We start from the raw sequence: 22,676 nt of genomic DNA on the forward strand, positions 1-22,676 counted from the left end.
TTCGGGGTGGAAACTTGGAGAAGAAAAATATTTTTGCACACATGCAGGATATGGAAGCACAGATGGAAACGATGCGCGCCAATCTTGGAGAATGGAAACAGACGGTAAAAGAGCTGATGGAAGCTAATCAGAGGTTAACTCTGGAGAATGAACAGCTTCGCAAAATTTTAAAGCGGGATGCACCTTTGGATCCTACCGTAGATTCTGCGGAGGCGGAAGCTCTTTTAGCTGCCGGAGAGGGAACAGAAGAGGTTGTCGGGGAAGGTTATGACAACTTGGCCCGGCTTTACCATGAAGGCTTTCACATCTGTAATGTTTATTTTGGACATTTACGCACGGAAGGTGATTGTCTGTTCTGTCTTTCTTTTCTTAATAAATGAGGATATCCAGCCGTAGGAGATTGATCCTACGGTTTTTTTTGAATTTTGGCTAAATGAGGTTAACAAATTCAATGAAGCTTAGCTCAACAAAACAAAGCATATGCTTCCGAAGCAAGTTTTGTCTCAGTGATATATTCAATGAAGCTTAGCTCAACAAAACTTTTAGGAGATTATTACATGACTAATTCTTATAACGATATACCTGTTCCACTGTTACCAACGGAGCGGGTGGATGATTTACTAACGCATGATTTACGAATTATTCAAAGCGACGAAGTATTTAGCTTTTCTATGGATGCTGTACTGCTTGCCCGTTTCGCCAGCGTTCCGCCACGCGGGAGAGTCCTGGATCTTTGTACTGGAAACGGTGTAATACCTATTCTGATGACAACCCGAACAAAAGCTTCTATAGAAGGGATTGAAATTCAGCCCCGTTTAGCGGATATGGCTCGGCGTAGTGTGGCTTTGAATGGACTTCAGGATCAGGTTGTGATCCATGAAGGTGATTTACGTGAGTTATATAAAGTAGCAGGGCATGGCGTATATGATGCGATAACGGTTAATCCTCCTTATATGCCGCTTAACGGTAGTGACCTAAAGCTGAACACGCATCAAGCTATGGCTCGTCACGAAATAGGGTGTACACTGGAGGAGGTCATTCAAGCCTGTGTGCGACTAGTTCGGACCGGAGGAAAGGTAAGTATGGTTCACAAGCCACAACGGTTGGTGGACATTATTAGTCTTATGAGAAAATATAGGCTAGAGCCTAAGATTATTCGCTTTGTACATCCACGTGCGCATCTGGAAGCCAACATGGTATTAATTGAAGCGATGCGTGACGGCAAACCAGAGGTTCGTTTACAACCACCACTCATTGTATATAATGAGGACAATCAATACTGTCCAGAAATTATGGACATCTACTACGGTGCTAAAGAGGGTAAATCATGACGATATCATGCCAAAGCAGTTTCCAAAACAATAACAATACACATAAGCAGGAATCAACAGGTTCACTCTTTTTGGTGGCAACACCCATCGGTAATTTAGAGGATATGACCTATCGCGCTGTTCGCACATTGCAGGAATGCGATATTATAGCTGCTGAGGATACAAGACAAACTCGAAAATTGTTGAGCCATTTTGAAATTACACCTTCTATGCTGTTCAGTTACCATGAGCATAATAAGGCTGCCAGTGGACCTGAACTTATCCGCTATATAATAGAAGGAAAAAATTTGGCTCTCGTCAGCGATGCCGGATTACCAGCCATTTCTGATCCTGGTGCAGACCTTGTAGCCCTTGCCATAAGTCACGGTATACCAGTGATTCCTATCCCTGGAGCTAACGCAGCTTTGTCAGCTTTAATTGCTTCTGGTTTGCCTACGACTACTTTCACTTTTATCGGTTTCTTACCACGTGAACGTAAAGATATCCGTGCGGTATTAAGCCCTCTTCGTTCGGCGCAAGGGACTATACTGTTCTATGAGTCTCCACATCGAGTGGTGAAGACGCTGGCTCATCTCCAAGAAGCATTCGGCAATCGAAGAATTGTACTGGCTCGTGAATTGACGAAGAGATATGAAGAGTTTCTACGTGGGACGATTGAGGAATGTACGGATTGGCTTGCTGAACATCCACCGCTTGGCGAGTATGTAATCGTCGTTGAAGGTGAGAGTAAGGAAGATGCCGAATTGGCAGAATCAGCTTGGTGGCGCCAGTTAAGTATTGAGGAGCATGTTGCACATTACGAAGCGGCAGATTTACCACGTAAAGAAGCCATGAAAAAAGCAGCTTCTGATCGTGGTGTCGCAAAGCGGGAGATTTATAACGCGCTTCTTGATAAAGCTGAGCAGTAAGTGTTATAGACCGGTCCTAATACTGAGAGGCTAAGAATACAAAGTTGCGGGAAACTGAAGTAAAAGCAGAAAAAAAATACCTCCCGCGGTCACGGGAGGTCAAGGAGATATGAAAAGGTTAGAATTAACAATTTGATTAGTTCTATTATATACTATTTATTTTAGTTTGTCACAGGGGTAGGAATAGTAGAAATGCATTCATGACAAACTATTTTTCCTTTAAAGTAAGTTACGTTCTCAGCGTTGCCGCAGAAAATGCAGGCAGGCTCATATTTCTTAAGCATAATGCGCTCACCATCAACGTAAATTTCAAGTGCGTCTTTTTCACCAATACCAAGAGTACGGCGCAATTCAATGGGAATAACTACCCGACCAAGTTCATCTACTTTTCTTACAATTCCTGTTGATTTCATCATAACAATCGTTACTCCTCTCAATGTCCCATAAACGCCATTATTCGACATTGTTCACTGTTTTATGATATTCATAATACCAACGATTCCCAAAACAGTCAACCTTTTTTCATATGCTAAATAAGAACTTTTTCACAAAAACTTTGAATTGCCTATCATAATCACGAATTCTAAAAAAAGTGTAAAAATAAACTTTGTCGATTTACCAAGACTAAAATCGTCATAATTCGACAAAGTACGACATAATTATTTATTATATACTTAAATTGGTTAAAATCATATTAAATTTAAAAAGGAGTTGATCTCATGAAGCAGCCGCTCACAGAAGAAAAGGTTTTCAAAGATCCGGTTCACAACTATATCCACGTGCAGGATACTATTATTTGGCGACTAATAAATACAAAGGAGTTTCAGCGTCTACGCCGAATCCGCCAGCTGGGTACCTCGTATCTGACTTTTCATGGTGCAGAGCATAGTCGGTTTTCTCATTCCCTTGGGGTATACGAAATTACACGTAGAATCATTTCACAATTTGAACGAAGCGGGTATAAGGATTGGATTCCTGAAGAAAGTCTGCTGACCTTGTGTGCGGCTTTGCTTCATGATCTGGGACATGGTCCATTTTCTCATTCTATAGAAGAAGCTTTTGAAATGAACCATGAGGATTGGACTTGTCGTATTATTCTGGAGGACACAGAGATAACTGAGATCTTGCGTGATGTGGAGGAGGATTTTCCTCGTAAAGTAGCTTCAGTGATCTCCAAAACTTATGAGCATGAAATCGTTGTTAATCTGGTTTCCAGTCCGCTAGATGCTGATCGCATGGATTATTTGTTGCGTGATGCGTACTATACAGGTGTAAACTATGGAACGATCGATATTGATCGGATTTTGAGAATGCTGCGTCCTTATAATGGTCGGGTTGTGGTAAAAGAATCGGGAATGCATGCAATTGAGGATTATTTAATGTCGCGTTATCAAATGTACTGGCAAGTATATTTTCATCCGGTGACACGCAGCTCTGAGATTATTTTACGACAAATTTTCCGTAGAGCTAAGGAGCTTTTCCAAGAGGGGTACCATTTTAGTTTTATGATTCATCCGCTGGAGGATTTGTTCCGTGGAGAGGTGACAGTGAAGCAATATTTAATGTTGGATGAGGCGCTGGTACAGACGGCTTTTATGCAGTGGACGCTTGAAAAAGATGAGCTATTAAGCGACTTGTGTACCCGTTTTATTCATCGTAAACTGTATAAATATGTTGAGATGGAGAATCTTGATACAGATATGATTACTGAAATTCGCAGCAGTTTTGCGGCAGCGGGACTTCACCCGGAATATGACTTGGAGATTGATTTTCCGACAGATTTGCCCTATGATGTGTTCCGTCCGGGAGAAGCCTTTGACAATAAGCAAATCTTGCTGCTTGATCGACATGATCAGCTGAGGGAAATTTCAGAGGTGTCGGATATTGTACGCTCTATTAGCGGCATTCATCGTGGCAGGTATCATCTGTATTTTCCTCAAGATAAGTTGAGACAAGCGCTTACACGATTGCCATCTTCAATAGCAGAGATTTTTGCAAAATAATACAAGAAAATATGGGATTTTTGACAAGAAGAAACGATGTTTTCGTCTTTTGAAATCAATAACTGCTTCTCGTAGAAATAGACGATACAATAGATGGCGTGAAATTCACACTGTCTTATGTTAAAAAACAACAAGGAGTGACGGCAAAAATGTTTCTGTTTGACACACATACGCATCTGGATGCACCTCAATTCGACGAGGATCGCGAAGAAGTTATCGCTCGTGCTGTAGAGGCTGGCGTTAGTAAGATGATTAATATCGGATTTAATCGGGAGACGATTCCCTCTACGATGAAGCTGGCAGAATCTTATGATTATATTTATGCTGCAGTGGGCTGGCATCCGCAGGATGCGATAGATATGAAAGAAGGAGATCTCGATTGGATCGCTTCTCTGTGCAGTCATAAAAAAGTGGTGGCTATTGGGGAAATTGGACTGGATTATTACTGGGACACCTCTCCCAAGGACGTGCAACATGAGGTTTTTCGCAAGCAAATCGGACTAGCCCGTGAACTAAAGATGCCGATTTGTATTCATGACCGTGATGCCCATGAAGATGTTGTACGGATTTTGCGGGAAGAAAAGGCAAATGAGGTTGGAGGTGTAATGCACTCATTCTCAGGAAGCTGGGAAACGGCAAAAATGTGCTTGAATCTTGGTTTTCATTTATCGTTTGGAGGACCCATTACGTTCAAAAATGCACGAGTGCCAAAAGAAGTGCTTGCGCAGACCCCGTTAGACCGATTATTGATCGAAACGGATGCTCCATATTTGACTCCTCATCCCTTCCGCGGGAAGCGAAATGAGAGTGCTCATGTGAAGTTGGTAGCAGAGGCGGCAGCTGAAATTAAAGGGCTAACATGGGAAGAATTGGCTAAAATTACGTATGCGAACGCACTGGAACGATTTGGGATTGAGTGAAAACGGGAGTAAAACAGGCGAAAAATAGAGAATGGCCGATATATTAAACTTTTTTAATATAAAAACGGCTGAATATTACAATATTTTAACCAAATTTTTGCTTAAACGTGGTTGAATCGTCCTTTACAACATGCATCAAAACAGGATATCATCTTTTCAGTGATGTGAGCTGTGTTATAGTGACAGCCACTGATTCATGGATCGTCTCGCTGAGTCTCCGTATGGAGAACGGGGGAACCAATATTGACCTGTCGCATGCCTGTATTTTGAATACGGCTTCGACGTGCCACAGGACAGTATTTGATTTCTTCACGTGGTCTTTGGGGTGAATTTAAGGGCAACCGCCATGAGCGGGTGACCTGAAATAGGGCGTCTCTCTTTCGTCCGAACCCGACAGCTAACCCCGTAAGCGCAAGTAAGAGAGGCAACCTCGTGCACAAGCATTCTCTATTCTGAATTTGGAGAAGCCACGAAAGAGTCCTCAATTGAACTCTTTTTAGGCTTTTTTATTTTTGAATAAATAGAATGTTGCCCACATACTGTTATATAACAGGGGTGGGAGTAGCTGTGCCGAGCAGGCGATCCATGAGCAGGAGACGCTAAGTTATTAAGTGCGTGTCCTGTGACAATCTCAAATAGTTTCGTCAAAGGAATTCAGTCCTCATGATATACAATTGACGACGGGGCTATGTAAGGAGGATGGAGAGAATGGGCGTATTCCAACCAGAAGTATCCCATGATTCGCAGTCATCCAGCAGGTCTTTCGCACTACGGTGGGAGCAAGTAAATACTCGCGTACTTTTACTTGCAGGCGTGATTTCAGTCGCTATCGCGCTACTTATTCTGCTGTACGTACACGGTCAAAGTAACAAACAATTATTTTTAGTAATAGACGGGCAGACACAGACGCTTGAAACGCGAGAAGCGCTTCTTGGTGATGTGCTGGAGAAAGAGCAAATTTCGCTGCAGCCGCATGATGAACTATCTTTAGGTCTGAGTGATGAAATAAAAGACGGTGACCGTGTCGTTATCAATCGTGCGCAGAAAATTAGCCTTATTGCGGACGGAGCAACAAAAACGTTATATACAACCGAGGATACAATCGGTAAAGCAATTGACAAAATGGGCATCACCCTAGAAGGTCATGATAAGATTTTCCCTTCGTTAGACACCGCCATTTCTGCCAATATGGAGATTAAGATTGTTCGCATCAACAAACAGACTGTACAGCGGACAACTAACTTACCCTTCAGAGTCATCAAGACAGCAGACCCCTCCCTTACTGTGGGAACAGTTAGAGTGGCACAGGCAGGCAAACCAGGCGTCATGATTCAGCATATTGAAAAGATCTACCAAGACGGAGAACTGGCCTCTATGCGCATGATTGGTAAGGAAGTACAAACGGTAACGAAAGATAAAGTTATTGCCGTTGGTACCAAACCACTTCCTAAGCCGGCTGTAGCTAAGACTACAACAACTTCCAAATCAAACACTACTTCCAAAACGGCTAAGGTTAGCGCCAAGACTAATAACGTCACAAGCAAGGCTGGCGTAGACTTTGAGTACAAGAAGATGATTAAGAACGTCTCCATGACAGCTTATTCATCAGAAGAGCCAGGTATAGGTACCAAAACTGCCTCCGGAACACGCGTAACGGAAGGTCGTACAATTGCAGTAGACCCGAATGTAATCCCTATTGGCTGGTGGGTATATATTGAGGGGCTTGGATTCCGCCGAGCTGAAGATACTGGCGGTGCCATTAAAGGCAATAAAGTAGATGTCTATTACGATTCACTGAGCCATGTGCGTAATTTCGGTCGTAAATCACGTACCGTTTATGTGATTGGACCTGTGAAGCCGGAGTTAAATTAGTTCGGAAGCTTTTGCAAATTATTCTTTGATAAGCTATAGTGATGATAACCGTTAAGGAACGCCAGATGATCATTTCGTTGATCGCAGAGCAACCGCTCATCACTTATAAATTCTTTAACCAAAAGAAGAGGAGCGAAACCTCTTCTTTTTTGCTTTTTTTAAATATAAGGAAATATAAGTTTCACGTTATACTTTAGCCTTATATTTCTCGTTTAAACGCTTGCCGTCCTTGAAAGGACGCCGAAGGCGTTTACACTTGGGAAGGAGTCAAGAGATATGATTAAGGAATTAATTGTCGTTGAAGGTAAGAGTGATACCGTCGCTGTTAAACGCGCTGTAGAAGCAGATACGATCGAAACAGGGGGCTCGGCGGTAGACCGGACCGTAATTGCGAAGATCGCGCTTGCTATGGAGCGTAGAGGGGTGATTATTCTTACAGATCCGGATCACGCGGGTGAACGAATTCGTAAGATTGTGTCCGCAAAGGTGCCGGGCTGCAAGCATGCTTTCATTCCGGAGAAGGACGCAACCCGTAAGGGAGATATCGGTGTGGAGAACGCCTCTCCAGAGGCGATTCGTCATGCGCTACGAAACGTACATACCTCTTTTGAAGGAGCACCTGCAATCATTGGAATTGACGATCTAATGGCCGCTGGAATGCTTGTACACCCTCGGGCAGCTGAAAGACGTATGGCACTTGGTAATTTGCTTGGAATCGGATATTGTAATGGCAAGCAGCTGTACAAGCGGCTGGCGATGTTTGGAATTACGCGGGAGGAATTTGCCGGAGCTCTCGCCCAAATTGATCAGGGGGGCATTACTTCATGAGTGGTAGAGAGGAAATTTCAACGCCAAAACGGACAAAAGAGATTATTCAACGTTATGGATTTAAGTTCAAGAAGAGCTTAGGACAGAATTTTTTGATTGATCAAAATATATTGGACAAGATTGTAGACGCTGCTGGGCTAGATAGCGACTCAGGGGCTCTAGAGATCGGTCCTGGGATTGGAGCACTGACGGAGCGTTTGGCGCTAACAGCCGGTGCGGTAACCGCTGTGGAGATCGACCGTAGGTTGATCCCTATTTTAAGGGACGTACTTTCCCCTTACCCGCATGTTAAGGTTCGTAATGATGATGTTCTGAATGTAAACCTGCAGGAGCTGTTTAAGGAAGACTTTTCATCCGTGAACAAGGTAAGCGTAGTTGCCAATTTGCCGTATTATGTGACTACACCGATCCTGATGAAGCTGCTCGAAGAGAAGCTTCCGCTTGATAACATCGTTGTAATGATTCAGAAAGAGGTTGCGGAGCGTATGGCTGCTTCTCCGGGAGGGAAGGAATACGGAAGCCTTAGCATTGCCGTGCAGTATTACAGTGAGCCTGAGCTCGTCTGCATTGTGCCGCGTACAGTATTCATTCCTCAACCTAATGTGGAGTCGGCTGTAATCCGTCTAAAGGTAAGAGAGCGTCCACCGGTAGAAGTTGAGAGTGAGAAGCATTTCTTTGAGGTCGTCCAAGCTTCTTTCACACAGCGTCGCAAAACGATTGCTAACAATCTCAAGGCTCGTTACTTCCCTGAAGAGGGACGTGAACGTCTGGAGGCTTTACTTGCAGAAGCTGGTATTGAACCAACCCGCCGCGGAGAAACGTTAAGTTTAGAAGAATACGCCCGATTGAGCGGTGTTCTGTTGGCTGCTGGAATCGTATAAGCTAAAAACACGGCTAGTTATGAACCAACTGAGGTCTTTGCCCATACGATGGGGTAGAGGTGGTGGTTGTAATGAATTTAGGAGACTTGGTCGTTCGTAAATCGTATGGCGGTGATTTGACTTTTCGTGTAGATCATATTGTGCAGGACAGAGCCGTCATTAAAGGCACAGATTTCCGTCTGTTGGCGGATTCTCCTCTGAATGACTTGGTTCAAGTGCCTCCTACCCGAATTACGGAACGAGGACAACAAGCACAGATTAAAGCGAATGAATCACTGACACAGCTGCGGAAAGACCGACAGGAGCAAAGTCAGCGGAGCGGGAGCGCTCTATCAGAGGGGGCATGGGCTCCATCGCCCAAGGAAGCTGCTTATTTTGAAGTGCCGGGGAAAGTACTACATCTGGATGGCGATCCGGCGTACTTGAATAAGAGTCTGAGCTTATATGAGCAATTGCGGATCCCTGCTGAAGGTCATCATGTTCATGAGTCCGCAATGGCTGACACTTTATACCGGCTGCTGCCCCGCGTGCGTCCAGATATTGTGGTGATTACCGGTCATGACGGGGTGCTGAAGCAACAGCATACTTACGATCTTCACAGTCTGAGCAGCTATAAAAATTCGCAAAACTTCGTAGCTGCTATTAGGGTAGCTAGGGATTATGAGCGAAATTTTGATGCGTTGACGATTGTTGCAGGTGCTTGCCAGTCACATTTTGAAGCGCTGCTGGGGGCAGGGGCGAACTTTGCCAGTTCCCCTGGACGGATATTGATCCATGCCTTAGACCCAGTATACGTAGCTGCAAAATCGTCGTTCACGCCCATTAGGGATACGGTGAATCTGAGTGATGTTTTGAACAACACCATTAGTGGTAATCAGGGAATCGGCGGTATTGAGACCCGTGGCAGCTTCCGTATTGGGATGCCACGTCTGCAGAACCTGTCGGCACTAAAAGTGACACCTTCTGCGATTTAATTGACAGGGGTAGGTCTATTTTCCAAGGCTAATAGGTAAATTGGAGTGGCCAAATAGAATAATGTGAAGAGAGGGTGAGCGATATGCTGACCCTTTTTTTATGTTCAGAGCATATATATTGGGGCGCCCGCAAAGTACCTGGGCACGGATCGAAGCCCCCACTTTGGGGGATTTATTACGTGAAATAACCGCTATCTTTAAAGAACTAAAAGAATATGTTTTCTTGCTTAGTAGCAATCACATTACAGATAACAAGGATATTAGTTCGCCTCTGATTGCCCGCAAAAAAATTCCGTTGACAACCAAATATTCATCATCTATAATTATTTATTTGCTTTGACAAACGCCTGAGAAAGTTGTATAATGGACAAGAAAAGAGGTGGTCGTCAGGCAATGGCTAATAACGCGCTGTTGGAAATTAAACGCAGTCTCGAAGCTCACGTCGGTCATAAGATCACGTTGCGTGCAAACGGAGGTCGTCGTAAAACCGTTGAACGCACCGGTGTCCTGGAAGAAACGTACCCTTCTGTATTTATTGTAAAACTGGATCAGGAGCAGCAAACATTCAAGCGAGTCTCCTATAGCTATGCCGATATCCTTACTGAATCTGTGGAAATCACAGTTTGTGAAGACGATGGGCAGATGCGGATTATGTATATTAAAGCTTAATGTCTCACAGGCAGCTTCCTTTGGAGGCTGTTTTTTATTTCTACGAGAACCGGTTGTCCTTGATAAAGGACGACCGGTTCTTTTTGGCGGTTAACATGTCCGGTGAATGATCCTTGTTCTTAGCAAGCATACTAATTGAGCAATGGGTTTATCATTTACTTTCATAAGGGAGGAATTCCGTAATGAGCCGAAGAAAACGAGGCACGATGTCGGAAGAACTAAAGACGGAGTTAGCCAAGGAGCTTGGTTTTTACGAAACTGTAGAACGTGAAGGCTGGGGAGGAATCCGGGCAAAGGATGCCGGCAATATGGTAAAAAGAGCAATTCAGCTCGCTGAACAAGCTGCCCGGAAATCTTAATCTTTAGGGTGTGAACATTTATTTAACGAATAAGGGTGCGTCCAACTGGCGACACCCTTTTATTATTGGACTTCATTAGAAGTTTTTCATATAATATGTTAAGTTGTTTTTACGGGAAAAGCTGAAGGTGGGTGAACGCCTTGAAAATGTATGAGAAGGCACCAGCGAAAATTAATTTGATGCTGGATGTGCTGCACAAGCGTGCTGACGGTTTTCATGAGGTGGAAATGATTATGACCATGGTGGATCTAGCAGACCGATTAGAGCTGTCTGAGCTGCCAAGGGATACTATTATAATATCAAGTCAAGCGGGTTATATTCCTCTAGATGAGAAGAACCTGGCCTTTCAGGCGGCTAGGCTTATTAAAGAGCGTTATAACGTGAAGAGTGGTGTACATATCCATCTGGACAAAAGAATACCGGTCGCTGCTGGCCTGGCTGGCGGAAGCAGTGATGCAGCAGCTACACTACGCGGCCTTAATCGGCTGTGGCGCCTAGGCATACCTTCACAGGAGCTACAGGAGCTTGGTGCTGAGCTTGGTTCAGATGTGCCGTTCTGCGTTACAGGCGGTACTGCCTTGGCAACAGGTCGTGGCGAAAAGCTGACGCCGATTAAGAACCCTCCGCAATGCTGGGTAGTATTGGCTAAGCCACCTATCAATGTATCGACTGCGGAAGTATACGGACGCGTTCGGAGCAATAATATAGCTGTTCATCCTTCGGCTAGAAGGATGCAGGACGCGATCGAAGCTGGAGATTTTGGGGGCGTGTGTAATCATCTGGGCAATGTGCTTGAGGATGTTACCTTAAAGCTGCATCCAGAGGTACAGCAGCTCAAAGAGGCGATGGTTAAGCTCGGAGCAGACGGAGTCTTAATGTCCGGCAGCGGTCCTACAGTGTTCGGTTTAGTGTCCAAGCAGTCTAAAGTAGCAAGAATTTATAATGGACTGCGAGGGTTCTGCAAGGAAGTCTACGCAGTGAGATCACTCAATTAGTATGCTTCTCTTGTGTAAACCCGTACAAAAGTGATATATTTTTCATAAAATATTCGGTTTTGGCGAGGAGCATTCCGTGAAGAAATTAAAAAGAAGCCAACGTTTGGTAGACATGACTCAGTTTTTACTTGAGCGGCCACATGACCTACTGCCGCTGTCTATATTTGCCGATCGGTATGGAGCGGCTAAGTCCTCCATCAGTGAAGATTTGGCAATCATAAAAGAAGTATTTGAAGGTGAAGGCATCGGTGAGCTTCAGACCTTAGCCGGCGCAGCAGGTGGAGTACGTTATATTCCTGTTATGCCTAAAGAAATGGCGCTCTCTTTTGTTAAACGTTTATGTGTGCAGCTAGAACAGACAGATCGGATACTGCCCGGTGGTTATTTGTATATGTCGGATCTGCTTGGACTGCCATCTTTGATGGAGCAGGCGGGGAAGATCATCGCAACGGCCTTTTATGGATCGGAAATCGATGTGGTGATGACAGTAGAAACTAAGGGGATTCCGTTAGCCTATGCAACGGCAGCACAGCTCGGCTTGCCAGTAGTACTGGTACGACGTGACCATCAGGTTACAGAAGGCTCGGCAGTAAGTATTAACTATGTATCTGGATCACATAAGAGCATACACACCATGTCTCTTTCCAGACGTGCACTCAAGGAGAAATCGCGGGTACTCATCGTAGATGACTTCATGAAGGCAGGCGGAACCGTTCGAGGGATGGTCGATTTACTGGGAGAGTTTAATGCCGAGGTTGCTGGAGTGGGTGTATTAGTTGAGTCAGGCGCAGTAGAGTCGGAAGAACGCCTGTTGCATGACTATGTGTCTTTAGTAAAGCTGAGCGAGGTCGATTCGAAAGAGCGGCGGATTTCAGCGCATCCGGGTAACTATTTTTCCTCTTGATGGTTTGACGTTTTTACGTTTTCAAAAAGCGTGGAAATTGTCGAAAACGTAAGGAATATTAAGAAAATCACCCGATGCATGTCGAAAACAACAGATCCTAAAAAATATATTTCTTTTTTAGGTATTTTATGGAATCAAAAAGAAGGAATTCGCTTTGCTGTGTGGAATTATACACCAAGTCTCTGATGGAAAAAGGTGGTGAACACACACATGCAAATTACGGATGTCAGACTCCGCCGCGTTAACTCTGAGGGGAGAATGAAAGCAATCGCATCCATTACAATCGATAACGAGTTTGTTGTTCATGACATTCGCGTCATCGATGGTAATAACGGGATGTTTGTTGCAATGCCCAGCAAGCGTACACCGGATGGCGAATTCCGCGATATCGCTCACCCGATCTCTTCGGGAACACGCGAGAAGATTCAATCCGCGGTTTTAGCCGAGTACGATCGCGCCGCTACTGAAGAAGAAGAAGTTATTGAAGAGGGAGCTTAGGCTGCCTCGGAAGACGGCTACCTTTTGGGTGGCGTAGGATCCGCCGTTTTTGATAAGATCATACCGAATACACTTCAGGACTTAAGCAGCTTGATCTTGCAAGAAAAGCTACCGCTAGTGAAGGATTTGACGACATCTTCGAAAGGCAGCGATAAATGCTTTTCTAACATGGGGTTTATAGAAAAGGGAACCATGACTTCATGGTTCTCTTTTCTTTTTGCCCGGAATGAGATATATTCAGTAGTGAGTTCAAGAGTAGGAGGTTGGCATTCTTGAAAAGAATGGCTATAGTTCTTGCCGCAGGTCAAGGCAAGCGAATGAAATCTAAATTATATAAGGTGCTGCACCCCGTTTGCGGTAAGCCAATGGTAGGGCACGTGCTTGATACAGTAAAAGCTACCGGATGCCAGCGCACCGTTGTTGTTGTTGGGCATGGCGCAGAGAATGTTAAGGCCTTTGTAGGGCAAGGTGCGGAATACGTGCTGCAGGAAACTCAGCTCGGTACTGGTCACGCTGTCAAACAGGCTAAGGATTTGCTCGGTAGTGAAGAGGGAACAACGATTGTTGCCTATGGTGACACTCCGCTTATTACATCGGAGACGCTGATAGGATTAATGGCTCTGCATGAGGAACGTCAGGCAGCAGCGACTGTATTAACTGCAGTAATGGATGATCCATCCGGGTTAGGACGGATTATTCGTAGTGAAGATGGCGGTTTATTGAAGATTGTAGAACAGAAAGATTGTAATGCCGAACAGGCTGCTATTCATGAAATTAATACAGGAATTTATTGCTTTGATAACATTAAATTATTTTCAGCGTTAGAGAAGGTTACTAACAGCAATAATCAACAAGAATATTATTTAACAGATGTTATCAGTATTCTGCGTGAGCAAGGTGATCTTGTTCTAGCTTTTCAGACTGAGGATGCTAACGAGTCTATTGGTGTTAATGACCGTCTAGCTTTGTCAGATGCGGAAGCAATTATGCGTCAACGTATCAACCGCAAACATATGCTGGGTGGCGTAACCATAATCGATCCTGCCTCCACTTATATCGGAGCAGATGTGGTCATTGGTTCAGATACAACGATCTATCCAGGAACCATCTTGAAGGGGAAAACTGTAATCGGTGAGAACTGTGTGATCGGACCGGCAAGCGAAATCGAGGATTGTCAGATCATGGACGACGCAACGATTAAGCAGTCTGTATTGAATCAAGCACAAGTCGGCGCACGGACTACCGTTGGGCCTTTTGCCTATTTGCGTCCAGGTTCTATACTTGGAGAAGAAGTGAAGGTTGGAGATTTCGTCGAGATCAAAAATGCTACGATTGGTGACGGCTCTAAGGTGTCACATCTTAGCTATATTGGCGATGCATCTGTGGGTAAGAATGTAAACGTCGGTTGCGGTGCGATTACTGTTAACTATGACGGGTATAATAAATCTACGACAACAATTGAAGACGATGCCTTTATCGGCAGTAACGTTAACCTTATTGCACCAGTTTCTGTGGGCAAAGGGGCTTTTGTTGTAGCTGGTTCGACAATTACGCGTTCCGTTTCAGAGAACGATCTTGCTGTTGCTAGAGTAAGACAAGAGAACAAACCGGGATATGCTGAGAAGATACGTTCCCGTGCAAAAGCGAAGAAAGACCACTCGAGTCCATCGTAAAGCGTTGCTAAGAAGCGCCGGACGGACTTTTATTTCCGCGCCGGCGCCTTTGGAAAGCTAAATTCCGTCACGGAGGGTTTAAATTTTATGACTTATTGTGATTCCAAATTAAAGATTTTCACTTGTAACTCCAATCCTAAGCTAGCTAGTCAAATTGCTGATTACATCGGAATTCCGATGGGTGAATCGCATACTACAAGTTTTAGCGATGGGGAAATTCAGGTCAAGCTGTCAGAAAGCGTTCGGGGTTGTCATGTGTATATTGTTCAATCCACCTGCGGCCCAGTTAATGACAACCTAATGGAGCTTTTAGTTATGGTAGATGCACTCAAACGCGCCTCCGCAAAAAGCATCAATGTGGTTATCCCTTACTATGGTTACGCTCGCCAAGACCGTAAAGCTCGTTCCCGTGACCCTATTACGGCCAAGCTGGTAGCAAATTTGATTGAAAAAGCCGGCGCTCACCGTGTAATTACGATGGACCTCCATGCTATGCAGATTCAGGGATTCTTTGATATTCCAGTGGATCACTTGCTGGGAGTACCAATTCTGGCTCAATATTTCCGTTCCAAACAAATTGAGAACCCAGTTGTCGTATCGCCAGATCACGGCGGTGTAGTACGTGCAAGAAAGCTTGCTGATTTCCTGAACGCTCCGCTTGCAATTATAGACAAGCGTCGTCCAGAGCCGAATGTCAGCGAAGTCATGAACATTATCGGTAATATTGAAGGCAAAACAGCCATTTTGATTGATGATATTATCGATACTGCCGGAACCATCGTACTTGGTGCTAATGCTTTGATGGAAGGCGGCGTGAAGGAAGTATACGCTTGCTGTACACACCCAGTATTGTCTGGTCCTGCTCATGAACGTCTGGAGAATTCTCCAATTAAAGAGATTATCGTGACGGATACCATTCCAATTCGCAGCGCGAACCCAACCTCTAAGCTCAAAGTGTTGTCCGTGGCTCCACTTATGGGTGAGGCAATTATCCGCGTCCATGAAGAGTTGTCGATTAGTAAATTGTTTGAGATTGAATAAATATAAATCAATGATATAGTACAAAAGGGTTACACCTCCGTAGTCGGAGATGTAACCCTTATCGGCGTGATGCAGGTGGAAGCGCTGGTTTCAATATCCGGCGCGGGAAACAAAGGTGAATATGCTGCGGTTATAGAGAGTCCCTTGCAGCTCCACAAATCCTTCGTCCACTGCTGTCAATACACCGATGTCAATGTGCACGTCGCCTCTGTATATTTCCACAGGCACAGCATATTGGATATGGTACTGGAAATCACGTTGATGTGTTAAGATTCCACCTGGATGTAACATTGGTTATCACCTGTCTTCGGAGTATAATTTCGCTCTGGTTGCACAGAGATATGTAGATAAGATCTATTGTACCAAAAACGGACTTCTCTTGCTGGGAGCCCGAATGGAAAGGAAAGGTTCGATAATGAAATGGATTGTCGGATTGGGAAATCCGGGAACACAATATGCGAAAACAAGGCATAATGTTGGCTTTATGGCACTAGATGAGCTTGCGGCCCAGAACGGAATTTCTTTCAACCAAAGCAAATGTAAATCCGTAATCGGTGAAGGCGTGATTGGTGGAGTCAAAACGGTATTGATTAAACCGATGACCTTTATGAATTTATCCGGTGAGGCCGTTCGTGCTTATATGGATTATTACAAAGTCAAACTTGAAGATATGATCGTTGTTTACGATGATCTGGATACCGAAATTGGAAAAATCCGATTGCGCTATCAAGGAAGTGCTGGTGGACATAACGGAATTAAATCGATCATTCAGCATGTAGGTACACAAAGCTTTAATCGGGTACGAATGGGTATTTCCCGTCCTGAACCGGGTTTTGCGATAGTGGATTATGTTCTCTCGCCTTTTCCTAAAAAAGAAGGGGATCCACTGAAGCAAATGATCCTTAATACTTGTGATGCATTGGAGTTCAGCTTGCATAATTCATTCGAACAGACGATGGCTAAATTCAATGGCTGATCTGTATAAGTTTTCGGGGCTCCCCGCAAAGTACCTGAATCAGCATCGAAGCAAAGTCCCCACTTTGTGGGGTTATTTTAAGGCTAAAGATGATGTTCGCCGGACATACTGAAGGTATATAGTACCTTCAGGAGGCATATAGATGGCAATAAACTATGTTTGTAGGCACTGCAAGACATCTCTAGGCAGCATTAATAGAAGTGATGTTACAGAAGTGCAGTTGGGCCTTCATTCCTTGACCCCTGCGGAGCGCAGAGATATAATAGCGTATAATTCAGAAGGTGAGATCACGGTAAAGGTGACTTGCGACTATTGCAAGGAGGCTTTAGAGCACAATCCGGAGCTTAGCCTGCTGACAAGTCCGCTTCAGTAGGTGGAAGCGCCTGTCTCTATCGTCATCCGCAAGCCTTGGCGTTACAGCTGAGGCTTCTTTTCGATTCCAATCATAACAGGTGACGGCGGCTTTGGCCTCCGTTAGCCTGTTTAGTAAGAGAGGTGCGCCTGTTGTTACAAGGTATTATAGAAGCTTTTTCCAAGGATCCCGATTTCCAGTCTATCACCCAAGGTGTCGCTGCAGGTATGAAAGAGCAGCTCATATCGGGGCTTACAGGTTCTGCTAGACAGATTATGCTTGCAGCACTGCATGAAGAGACGGCTCGTCCTTTGCTTGTGGTGACTCATAATATGTTTTCGGCTCAGAAAATGGCCGATGATTTACAGGAAGCGCTTTCGCCGGAACGAGTTCTGCTCTATCCAGCTAATGAACTTGTGGCTGCGGAAGCAGCTGTATCAAGCCCTGAGACTCTGGCTCAGCGTATTGATGTGCTGACCAAATGTGCTCAGGGCTTCCGTGGTATTGTTGTAGTTCCTTACTCAGGAGTGCGCAGACTGCTTCCTGCTCCTGAGGTTATGGCAGAAGCGCAGGTTACGGTTTCCCAGGATGGAACGCTCGCTCTGGATGAATTCTTGATGTCCATGATCGAGATGGGTTATGAAAGAGTAGAGCGGGTTGAGAACCGTGGTGAGCTAAGCGTACGTGGAGGAATTATTGACTTTTATCCAATGACTTCTCCCTTGGCTTATCGGGTTGAGTTATTTGATGATGAGGTTGATTCCATAAGAACTTTTGATCCAGTGGACCAGCGTTCTATTGATAAGGTACGTAGTGTGAAGATTACACCGGCTAAGGAGATTATAGCGAGTAGGTTTCGCCAAGAAGCTGCTTCCGCTGAAGCATCAGTTAGGCTGGAGCGACAGCTCGAGAAGATGGCGGATCGGCAGGCTAAGCTGCGGCTTAAGGAAGAAATAGGCCGTGAGCTGGAGATGTTGCGTGAAGGGACCTATTTCCCTGAAATCTATAAATATATCAGTCTTTTATATCCTGAACGCTCTCATTTATTTGATTACATGGTGGAGGATACGATCCTTATTCTCGATGAGCCGACAAGACTGCTTGAAACAGCGAAACAACTCGAACGAGATGAGTCGGAATGGAACCTGCATTTGATGCAAAATGGCAAAACATTGCCGGATCTGGATCTCTCTGTCGAAACAGATGTTGTGATGTACAAACGTCCGTTTCAAAGCCTGTTTATGTCGATCTTTTTGCGTCAGGTCCCGCATATTCAACCACAGAACATTCTTGGGTTTATTAGCCGTGGGATGCAGGATTTCCATGGTCAGATGAACGTGCTTAAATCAGAAATGGAGCGTTGGCAGAAGTCCGGTGTAAAGGTAATGATGCTTGCGAGCAGTGAAGAACGGATTGAACGTGTGCGCAGAGTCCTCTATGACTACGGCATTGATGAGCCAACGATCGTACAAGGAAATCTGGGTTCTGGCTTTGAACTGCCTTCTATTCATTTAGCCGTTATCACGGAAGGAGAGCTGTTCTCTCAGAAGCAGCGGAAGGCACGTAAGATCTCCAAGGGAATAGATAATGCTGAACGGATTAAGAGTTATACTGAGCTGAAAATCGGCGATTATGTCGTTCATCAGAACCATGGTATCGGTAAGTATATGGGGATCGGTACGCTGGAGGTCAGCGGGATTCATCGCGACTACATGCATATTTTATATGCGGGCGGCGATAAGCTCTCCGTGCCGATTGAGCAAATTGACCTGATTCAGAAATATGTCGGTTCAGAAGATAAAGAGCCGAAAGTATATAAACTAGGCGGTAATGAATGGACACGGGTGACTAATAAGGTCCGCTCTTCCGTTCAGGATATTGCTGATGATCTAATAAAATTGTATGCTGAACGCCAAAGTGCTGCAGGATATGGTTTTGAGAAGGATACGCAGGAGCAGCGTGAATTTGAAGAGATGTTCCCCTATGAGGAGACTCGGGATCAGCTTAGAGCGATTGAAGAGATTAAGAAGGATATGGAGCAGAATCGTCCGATGGACCGGCTCCTTTGTGGAGACGTTGGTTATGGGAAGACGGAGGTAGCTATCCGAGCAGCTTTTAAATCAGCGATTGAAGGTAAACAGGTAGCTGTTCTGGTACCGACAACGATTTTGGCTCAGCAGCATTATGAGACCTTCCGGGAACGCTTCGCTAATTATCCGTTGAATATTCAAGTTCTAAGTCGTTTCCGCAGCCGCAAGGAGCAGAATGAGACGATTAAAGGCGTTCGGGCGGGAACAGTTGATGTGGTTATTGGTACCCACCGTTTATTGTCTCAGGATCTTGTATTCAAGGACCTCGGCTTATTGATTGTGGATGAAGAACAGCGGTTTGGTGTGACACATAAAGAGAAGCTGAAAAAGTTAAAAACGAATGTAGATGTTCTTACCCTAACAGCAACTCCAATTCCTCGTACACTGCATATGTCGATGCTGGGAGTGCGTGATTTGTCTGTCATTGAGACACCACCAGAGAACCGTTTCCCCGTGCAGACTTATGTGGTTGAGCATAGTCAGACACTTACGCGGGAAGCAGTAGAGCGCGAATTAGCTCGCGGCGGTCAAGTCTACTATCTCTATAATCGTGTGCAGGGCATTCAAGAAATGGCCGCTCAAATTTCCATGCTAGTTCCTGAGGCTAGGGTAGGCATCGGACATGGTCAAATGTCGGAAGCTGAGCTTGAGAAGACGATCCTTGATTTTCTTGATGGAGAATACGATGTGCTGGTCAGTACAAGTATTATTGAGACGGGTGTAGATATTCCTAACGTAAATACACTTATTGTGCATGATGCGGATAAGATGGGCTTGTCTCAGCTGTATCAGTTGCGTGGACGTGTAGGCCGGTCCAACCGGATTGCGTACGCCTATTTCACGTATCAACGGGACAAGGTTCTGACGGAAGTGGCAGAGAAGCGGCTGCAGTCTATTAAGGAATTTACGGAACTCGGTTCTGGTTTCAAAATAGCGATGCGAGATTTATCTATTCGCGGTGCCGGCAACTTACTTGGCGCAGAACAGCATGGTTTTATTGCGTCCGTAGGATTTGATCTATACTCACAAATGCTGGCGGAGGAAATTCGCAAGCGTAAGGTTACTGTACTTGGTGAGGAGGATACGTCCCTTAAAGAAGGCAATACTGTCATTGATTTGTCGATTGACGCGTATCTGCCATCCGAGTATATTTACGACAGTATCCAGAAAATTGAAATCTACAAAAAAGTTGCGGCAGTGACATCCTTCGATGATGCTTCTGAGCTTGAGGATGAGCTCTTGGATCGGTTCGGAGAACTGCCTGAAGCAGTTGTTAATCTACTAACTGTGGCTCGTCTGAAAGTGTATGGAAAAATGTATGGCATTGATTCCATGATCAGACGTGGTGATGATGTTACCCTGAATTTCTACGAGGGGAGTCTTGGCGCTCTGGATACAGCAAAACTCGCTAAAGTTGGAAATAGCTTCGAAAGACGTGTACAATTCGATAGAGATGCTAAAGCCAGTATCCGAGTTAAATCGAAAGATTTAAGTGATAAGCAGCTGCTTGACTTGCTTGAACAGTTTCTTAAGGAAGCTAAACAGTCTTTTAAATCGAAGGGAGAACTACACAATGTCGTTAAATAAAAAAAAATCATGGAAAGTGCTGCTCGTTTCATTGGTAGCAGCGGTTTCCTTTTCTATGCTCGCAGCATGCGGTAGTAGTGCTGATGATAGCAAGGCAGTAGCGACTTATAAAGGTGGAACGATTACAGAGAAGGAATTTGCGATGGATCAAAAAATCATGAAATTCCTCTCCCCACAGCAAGCGCAATATTTAGAGATTGATGCTTTTAAGGAGTCTATTTTGAAACAGGAAGTGGGCTTCGAATACTTGGCTTCCCAAGCAACGGATGAAGCGAAGAAGCAGGCGAAGAAAGAGGCAGATAGCCAAATCGCAGATTTGAAGAAAGCTCTGGGCGACAATTATAAGAAAACGCTAAAAGACGCAGACGTTACTGAGGGCGACATCCATAGTTATATGGAGCGTGTGCTGACAGTTTATCAGGATATGCTGCTTAAAGTGACCGACGATCAGGTTGTTAAAGAATTTGAAGCTACAAAAGGTGACTTTACGGTAGCGACTTTGCGTCATGTGCTGATCGGTCTGACCGATGCTGACAACAAAGAGCGCACCAGCGAAGAAGCTCTGAAAATCGCGAAGGAAGTTAAGGCAAAGCTGGACGGCGGTGCTGATTTTGCAGCAATCGCTAAGGAATACTCTGACGATACAACCTCTAAGGAAACGGGCGGAGAATACAAAGATAAAGCTGTAGGCACCTATGTAGATGAATTTAAGAAGGCTGCCCAAACGTTGCCTTTGAATACCATTAGTGATCCTGTAGAGACTTCTTACGGTTACCACATTATTAAGGTGGAGTCCCGCACAGACAAAACCTTTGACCAGTTAACGGATGAACAAAAAGAAGGCATTAAGAGCTCCATTGTGTCCAAGAACCTAGAAGCGTTCATGGAGAAAGATTTGGAAGGCATTATTGAGAGCATCAATCTGCCGAAGAGCTCTGCTGCCGCAGATGAATCCGGAACAGAAGCCACTACAGCACCAAGCGCATCCCCAAGCGCTACAAAAGCTGCTGAATAAACATCGGTAAAAATGGACAAGCTTACCTTAGAAAAAGCCATCCTCACTTAATGTGAAGATGGCTTTTTATTTCGAAGAAACATCTGTAGAACGGCTTTATCTTGATACAGATATTAATACATGTCAGCTTATGTATAAGGATCTGGGAAGAGATGAATACTATGGTCAGATATTACGATAAATCACTGGGATTATCCTTTCCCATAATGGACAGTAGTAAGACCATACTTCTTAAGAAAGCGGGGCACATGTGAAATGAAAGCTACTGGAATTGTTCGGCGTATTGATGATCTCGGACGAGTGGTTATTCCCAAAGAAATTAGACGTACTCTACGGATTAGAGAAGGCGACCCATTGGAAATTTTCGTCGATCGGGACGGTGAAGTCATACTCAAGAAATATTCCCCGATTGGTGAGTTGGGTGACTTTGCAAAAGAGTACGCGGAGTCGTTATTCGAAGGTACTGGTCATATTACGATGATTGCTGATCGTGATACCTTTATTGCACTAGCTGGAGGCTCCAAGAAAGACTATTTGGAGAAACAAGTAGGAATCCTCTTGGAGAAGGTCATGGATAGTCGTAAGACGGTGCTGGAAACCAACGAAGGCAGTTATGAAATCGCTAAAGATCATCCGGATTTGGTGTCCTCATATGTAGCCTCACCGATCATTTCCGGTGGAGATCCTATTGGTTGTGTAGTGATGGTAAGCAAGGATGATTCGGCAAAAATGTCGTCAATGGAAGTGAAAATGGCCGAAACCGCCGCTGCATTCCTCGGCAAACAAATGGAGCAGTAATC

Annotated in this window: 23 protein-coding genes and 1 riboswitch; of the genes, 21 read left to right on the plus strand and 2 right to left on the minus strand. The window is 44.7% G+C overall.

What is annotated here, in order from left to right; all coding sequences use genetic code 11:
- Window positions 1-14 precede the first annotated feature (14 nt).
- The 3 genes from yabA to rsmI all read left to right on the plus strand — a co-directional run bounded on the left by yabA (window position 15) and on the right by rsmI (window position 2,239).
- A complete protein-coding gene (gene yabA / locus NST74_RS00160; RefSeq protein WP_042123089.1) occupies window positions 15-380 on the plus strand; it encodes a DNA replication initiation control protein YabA in 366 nt (121 codons plus the stop codon).
- 177 nt (window positions 381-557) lie between these two features.
- Window positions 558-1,331, plus strand: a complete 774-nt coding sequence (locus tag NST74_RS00165) for a tRNA1(Val) (adenine(37)-N6)-methyltransferase (protein ID WP_042123091.1) — start codon at window positions 558-560, stop codon at window positions 1,329-1,331.
- A complete protein-coding gene (rsmI, locus tag NST74_RS00170) occupies window positions 1,328-2,239 on the plus strand; it encodes a 16S rRNA (cytidine(1402)-2'-O)-methyltransferase (protein ID WP_341109949.1) in 912 nt (303 codons plus the stop codon). Before NST74_RS00165 ends, rsmI begins: the two co-directional genes overlap by 4 nt.
- Window positions 2,240-2,400: 161 nt before the next feature.
- Here rsmI and NST74_RS00175 read toward each other — a convergent pair whose 3' ends face one another.
- Complete coding sequence (locus NST74_RS00175; protein ID WP_042123095.1) at window positions 2,401-2,655, minus strand: AbrB/MazE/SpoVT family DNA-binding domain-containing protein; 255 nt, start codon at window positions 2,653-2,655, stop codon at window positions 2,401-2,403.
- Between the two features lie 303 nt (window positions 2,656-2,958).
- On the opposite strand from NST74_RS00175, the gene NST74_RS00180 reads away from it, so the two are divergent.
- From NST74_RS00180 to NST74_RS00240, 13 genes are all read left to right on the plus strand, one after another.
- Entirely contained in the window at window positions 2,959-4,242 is a 1,284-nt protein-coding gene (locus tag NST74_RS00180; RefSeq protein WP_042123097.1) for an HD domain-containing protein, read from the plus strand.
- A gap of 149 nt (window positions 4,243-4,391) precedes the next feature.
- A complete protein-coding gene (locus tag NST74_RS00185; RefSeq protein ID WP_042123099.1) occupies window positions 4,392-5,162 on the plus strand; it encodes a TatD family hydrolase in 771 nt (256 codons plus the stop codon).
- Between the two features lie 197 nt (window positions 5,163-5,359).
- Window positions 5,360-5,589, plus strand: a riboswitch (cyclic di-AMP (ydaO/yuaA leader).
- Between the two features lie 281 nt (window positions 5,590-5,870).
- Entirely contained in the window at window positions 5,871-7,034 is a 1,164-nt protein-coding gene (locus NST74_RS00190) for a 3D domain-containing protein (RefSeq protein ID WP_042123100.1), read from the plus strand.
- 276 nt (window positions 7,035-7,310) lie between these two features.
- Complete coding sequence (rnmV, locus tag NST74_RS00195) at window positions 7,311-7,862, plus strand: ribonuclease M5 (protein WP_042123102.1); 552 nt, start codon at window positions 7,311-7,313, stop codon at window positions 7,860-7,862.
- A complete protein-coding gene (gene rsmA / locus NST74_RS00200) occupies window positions 7,859-8,743 on the plus strand; it encodes a 16S rRNA (adenine(1518)-N(6)/adenine(1519)-N(6))-dimethyltransferase RsmA (protein WP_042123104.1) in 885 nt (294 codons plus the stop codon). The genes rnmV and rsmA overlap by 4 nt, the downstream gene beginning before the upstream one ends.
- Before the next feature lie 71 nt (window positions 8,744-8,814).
- Entirely contained in the window at window positions 8,815-9,717 is a 903-nt protein-coding gene (yabG, locus tag NST74_RS00205; RefSeq protein WP_076121194.1) for a sporulation peptidase YabG, read from the plus strand.
- A gap of 393 nt (window positions 9,718-10,110) precedes the next feature.
- Window positions 10,111-10,386 (plus strand): biofilm formation stimulator Veg, encoded by a 276-nt coding sequence (gene veg, locus NST74_RS00210; protein ID WP_019914493.1) that lies wholly within the window; start codon window positions 10,111-10,113, stop codon window positions 10,384-10,386.
- A gap of 182 nt (window positions 10,387-10,568) precedes the next feature.
- A complete protein-coding gene (locus NST74_RS00215; protein WP_042123112.1) occupies window positions 10,569-10,745 on the plus strand; it encodes a small, acid-soluble spore protein, alpha/beta type in 177 nt (58 codons plus the stop codon).
- A gap of 140 nt (window positions 10,746-10,885) precedes the next feature.
- The gene (gene ispE, locus NST74_RS00220) at window positions 10,886-11,740 is read left to right on the plus strand and encodes a 4-(cytidine 5'-diphospho)-2-C-methyl-D-erythritol kinase (RefSeq protein ID WP_341109950.1); all 855 of its coding nucleotides are present in this window, start codon (window positions 10,886-10,888) and stop codon (window positions 11,738-11,740) included.
- A gap of 76 nt (window positions 11,741-11,816) precedes the next feature.
- Complete coding sequence (gene purR, locus NST74_RS00225) at window positions 11,817-12,644, plus strand: pur operon repressor (protein ID WP_042123117.1); 828 nt, start codon at window positions 11,817-11,819, stop codon at window positions 12,642-12,644.
- Window positions 12,645-12,854: 210 nt separating this feature from the next.
- A complete protein-coding gene (gene spoVG, locus NST74_RS00230) occupies window positions 12,855-13,142 on the plus strand; it encodes a septation regulator SpoVG (RefSeq protein ID WP_020425826.1) in 288 nt (95 codons plus the stop codon).
- Between the two features lie 281 nt (window positions 13,143-13,423).
- Window positions 13,424-14,815 carry a bifunctional UDP-N-acetylglucosamine diphosphorylase/glucosamine-1-phosphate N-acetyltransferase GlmU gene (glmU, locus tag NST74_RS00235; protein ID WP_445668164.1) on the plus strand — a complete coding sequence of 464 codons (1,392 nt, stop codon included), beginning with the start codon at window positions 13,424-13,426 and terminating at the stop codon, window positions 14,813-14,815.
- Window positions 14,816-14,902: 87 nt separating this feature from the next.
- Entirely contained in the window at window positions 14,903-15,856 is a 954-nt protein-coding gene (locus NST74_RS00240; protein WP_036678796.1) for a ribose-phosphate diphosphokinase, read from the plus strand.
- A 90-nt stretch (window positions 15,857-15,946) separates the two neighbouring features.
- On the opposite strand, the gene NST74_RS00245 is transcribed toward NST74_RS00240, so the two are convergent.
- Window positions 15,947-16,147: a hypothetical protein gene (locus NST74_RS00245; RefSeq protein WP_341109953.1), complete on the minus strand. Its 201-nt coding sequence runs from the start codon at window positions 16,145-16,147 to the stop codon at window positions 15,947-15,949.
- A gap of 124 nt (window positions 16,148-16,271) precedes the next feature.
- Between NST74_RS00245 and pth the strand changes: the two genes are divergently transcribed.
- From pth to spoVT, 5 genes are all read left to right on the plus strand, one after another.
- Window positions 16,272-16,832, plus strand: coding sequence for an aminoacyl-tRNA hydrolase (gene pth, locus NST74_RS00250; protein ID WP_341109955.1), 561 nt, complete (start codon window positions 16,272-16,274; stop codon window positions 16,830-16,832).
- A gap of 142 nt (window positions 16,833-16,974) precedes the next feature.
- Window positions 16,975-17,205, plus strand: coding sequence for an anti-sigma-F factor Fin family protein (locus NST74_RS00255; protein ID WP_076121189.1), 231 nt, complete (start codon window positions 16,975-16,977; stop codon window positions 17,203-17,205).
- Between the two features lie 131 nt (window positions 17,206-17,336).
- Complete coding sequence (gene mfd / locus NST74_RS00260; RefSeq protein WP_339288717.1) at window positions 17,337-20,861, plus strand: transcription-repair coupling factor; 3,525 nt, start codon at window positions 17,337-17,339, stop codon at window positions 20,859-20,861.
- Window positions 20,848-21,876: a peptidylprolyl isomerase gene (locus NST74_RS00265; RefSeq protein WP_341109956.1), complete on the plus strand. Its 1,029-nt coding sequence runs from the start codon at window positions 20,848-20,850 to the stop codon at window positions 21,874-21,876. The genes mfd and NST74_RS00265 overlap by 14 nt, the downstream gene beginning before the upstream one ends.
- 255 nt (window positions 21,877-22,131) lie before the next feature.
- Window positions 22,132-22,674: a stage V sporulation protein T gene (gene spoVT, locus NST74_RS00270; protein WP_042123132.1), complete on the plus strand. Its 543-nt coding sequence runs from the start codon at window positions 22,132-22,134 to the stop codon at window positions 22,672-22,674.
- The last annotated feature ends 2 nt before the right edge of the window (window positions 22,675-22,676 follow it).

This window comes from Paenibacillus sp. FSL F4-0125 (genome assembly GCF_038008565.1).
GTDB lineage: Bacteria > Bacillota > Bacilli > Paenibacillales > Paenibacillaceae > Paenibacillus_AQ.

Bases quoted from the DNA above. Each gene is read 5' to 3' on its own strand.
- NST74_RS00165 (WP_042123091.1), top strand. From the start codon at position 558: ATGACTAATTCTTATAACGATATACCTGTTCCACTGTTACCAACGGAG.
- rsmI (WP_341109949.1), top strand. From the start codon at position 1,328: ATGACGATATCATGCCAAAGCAGTTTCCAAAACAATAACAATACACAT.
- NST74_RS00175 (WP_042123095.1), bottom strand. From the start codon at position 2,655: ATGATGAAATCAACAGGAATTGTAAGAAAAGTAGATGAACTTGGTCGG.
- NST74_RS00180 (WP_042123097.1), top strand. From the start codon at position 2,959: ATGAAGCAGCCGCTCACAGAAGAAAAGGTTTTCAAAGATCCGGTTCAC.
- NST74_RS00185 (WP_042123099.1), top strand. From the start codon at position 4,392: ATGTTTCTGTTTGACACACATACGCATCTGGATGCACCTCAATTCGAC.
- NST74_RS00190 (WP_042123100.1), top strand. From the start codon at position 5,871: ATGGGCGTATTCCAACCAGAAGTATCCCATGATTCGCAGTCATCCAGC.
- rnmV (WP_042123102.1), top strand. From the start codon at position 7,311: ATGATTAAGGAATTAATTGTCGTTGAAGGTAAGAGTGATACCGTCGCT.
- rsmA (WP_042123104.1), top strand. From the start codon at position 7,859: ATGAGTGGTAGAGAGGAAATTTCAACGCCAAAACGGACAAAAGAGATT.
- yabG (WP_076121194.1), top strand. From the start codon at position 8,815: ATGAATTTAGGAGACTTGGTCGTTCGTAAATCGTATGGCGGTGATTTG.
- veg (WP_019914493.1), top strand. From the start codon at position 10,111: ATGGCTAATAACGCGCTGTTGGAAATTAAACGCAGTCTCGAAGCTCAC.
- NST74_RS00215 (WP_042123112.1), top strand. From the start codon at position 10,569: ATGAGCCGAAGAAAACGAGGCACGATGTCGGAAGAACTAAAGACGGAG.
- spoVG (WP_020425826.1), top strand. From the start codon at position 12,855: ATGCAAATTACGGATGTCAGACTCCGCCGCGTTAACTCTGAGGGGAGA.
- glmU (WP_445668164.1), top strand. From the start codon at position 13,424: ATGGCTATAGTTCTTGCCGCAGGTCAAGGCAAGCGAATGAAATCTAAA.
- NST74_RS00240 (WP_036678796.1), top strand. From the start codon at position 14,903: ATGACTTATTGTGATTCCAAATTAAAGATTTTCACTTGTAACTCCAAT.
- NST74_RS00245 (WP_341109953.1), bottom strand. From the start codon at position 16,147: ATGTTACATCCAGGTGGAATCTTAACACATCAACGTGATTTCCAGTAC.
- pth (WP_341109955.1), top strand. From the start codon at position 16,272: ATGAAATGGATTGTCGGATTGGGAAATCCGGGAACACAATATGCGAAA.
- NST74_RS00255 (WP_076121189.1), top strand. From the start codon at position 16,975: ATGGCAATAAACTATGTTTGTAGGCACTGCAAGACATCTCTAGGCAGC.
- NST74_RS00265 (WP_341109956.1), top strand. From the start codon at position 20,848: ATGTCGTTAAATAAAAAAAAATCATGGAAAGTGCTGCTCGTTTCATTG.
- spoVT (WP_042123132.1), top strand. From the start codon at position 22,132: ATGAAAGCTACTGGAATTGTTCGGCGTATTGATGATCTCGGACGAGTG.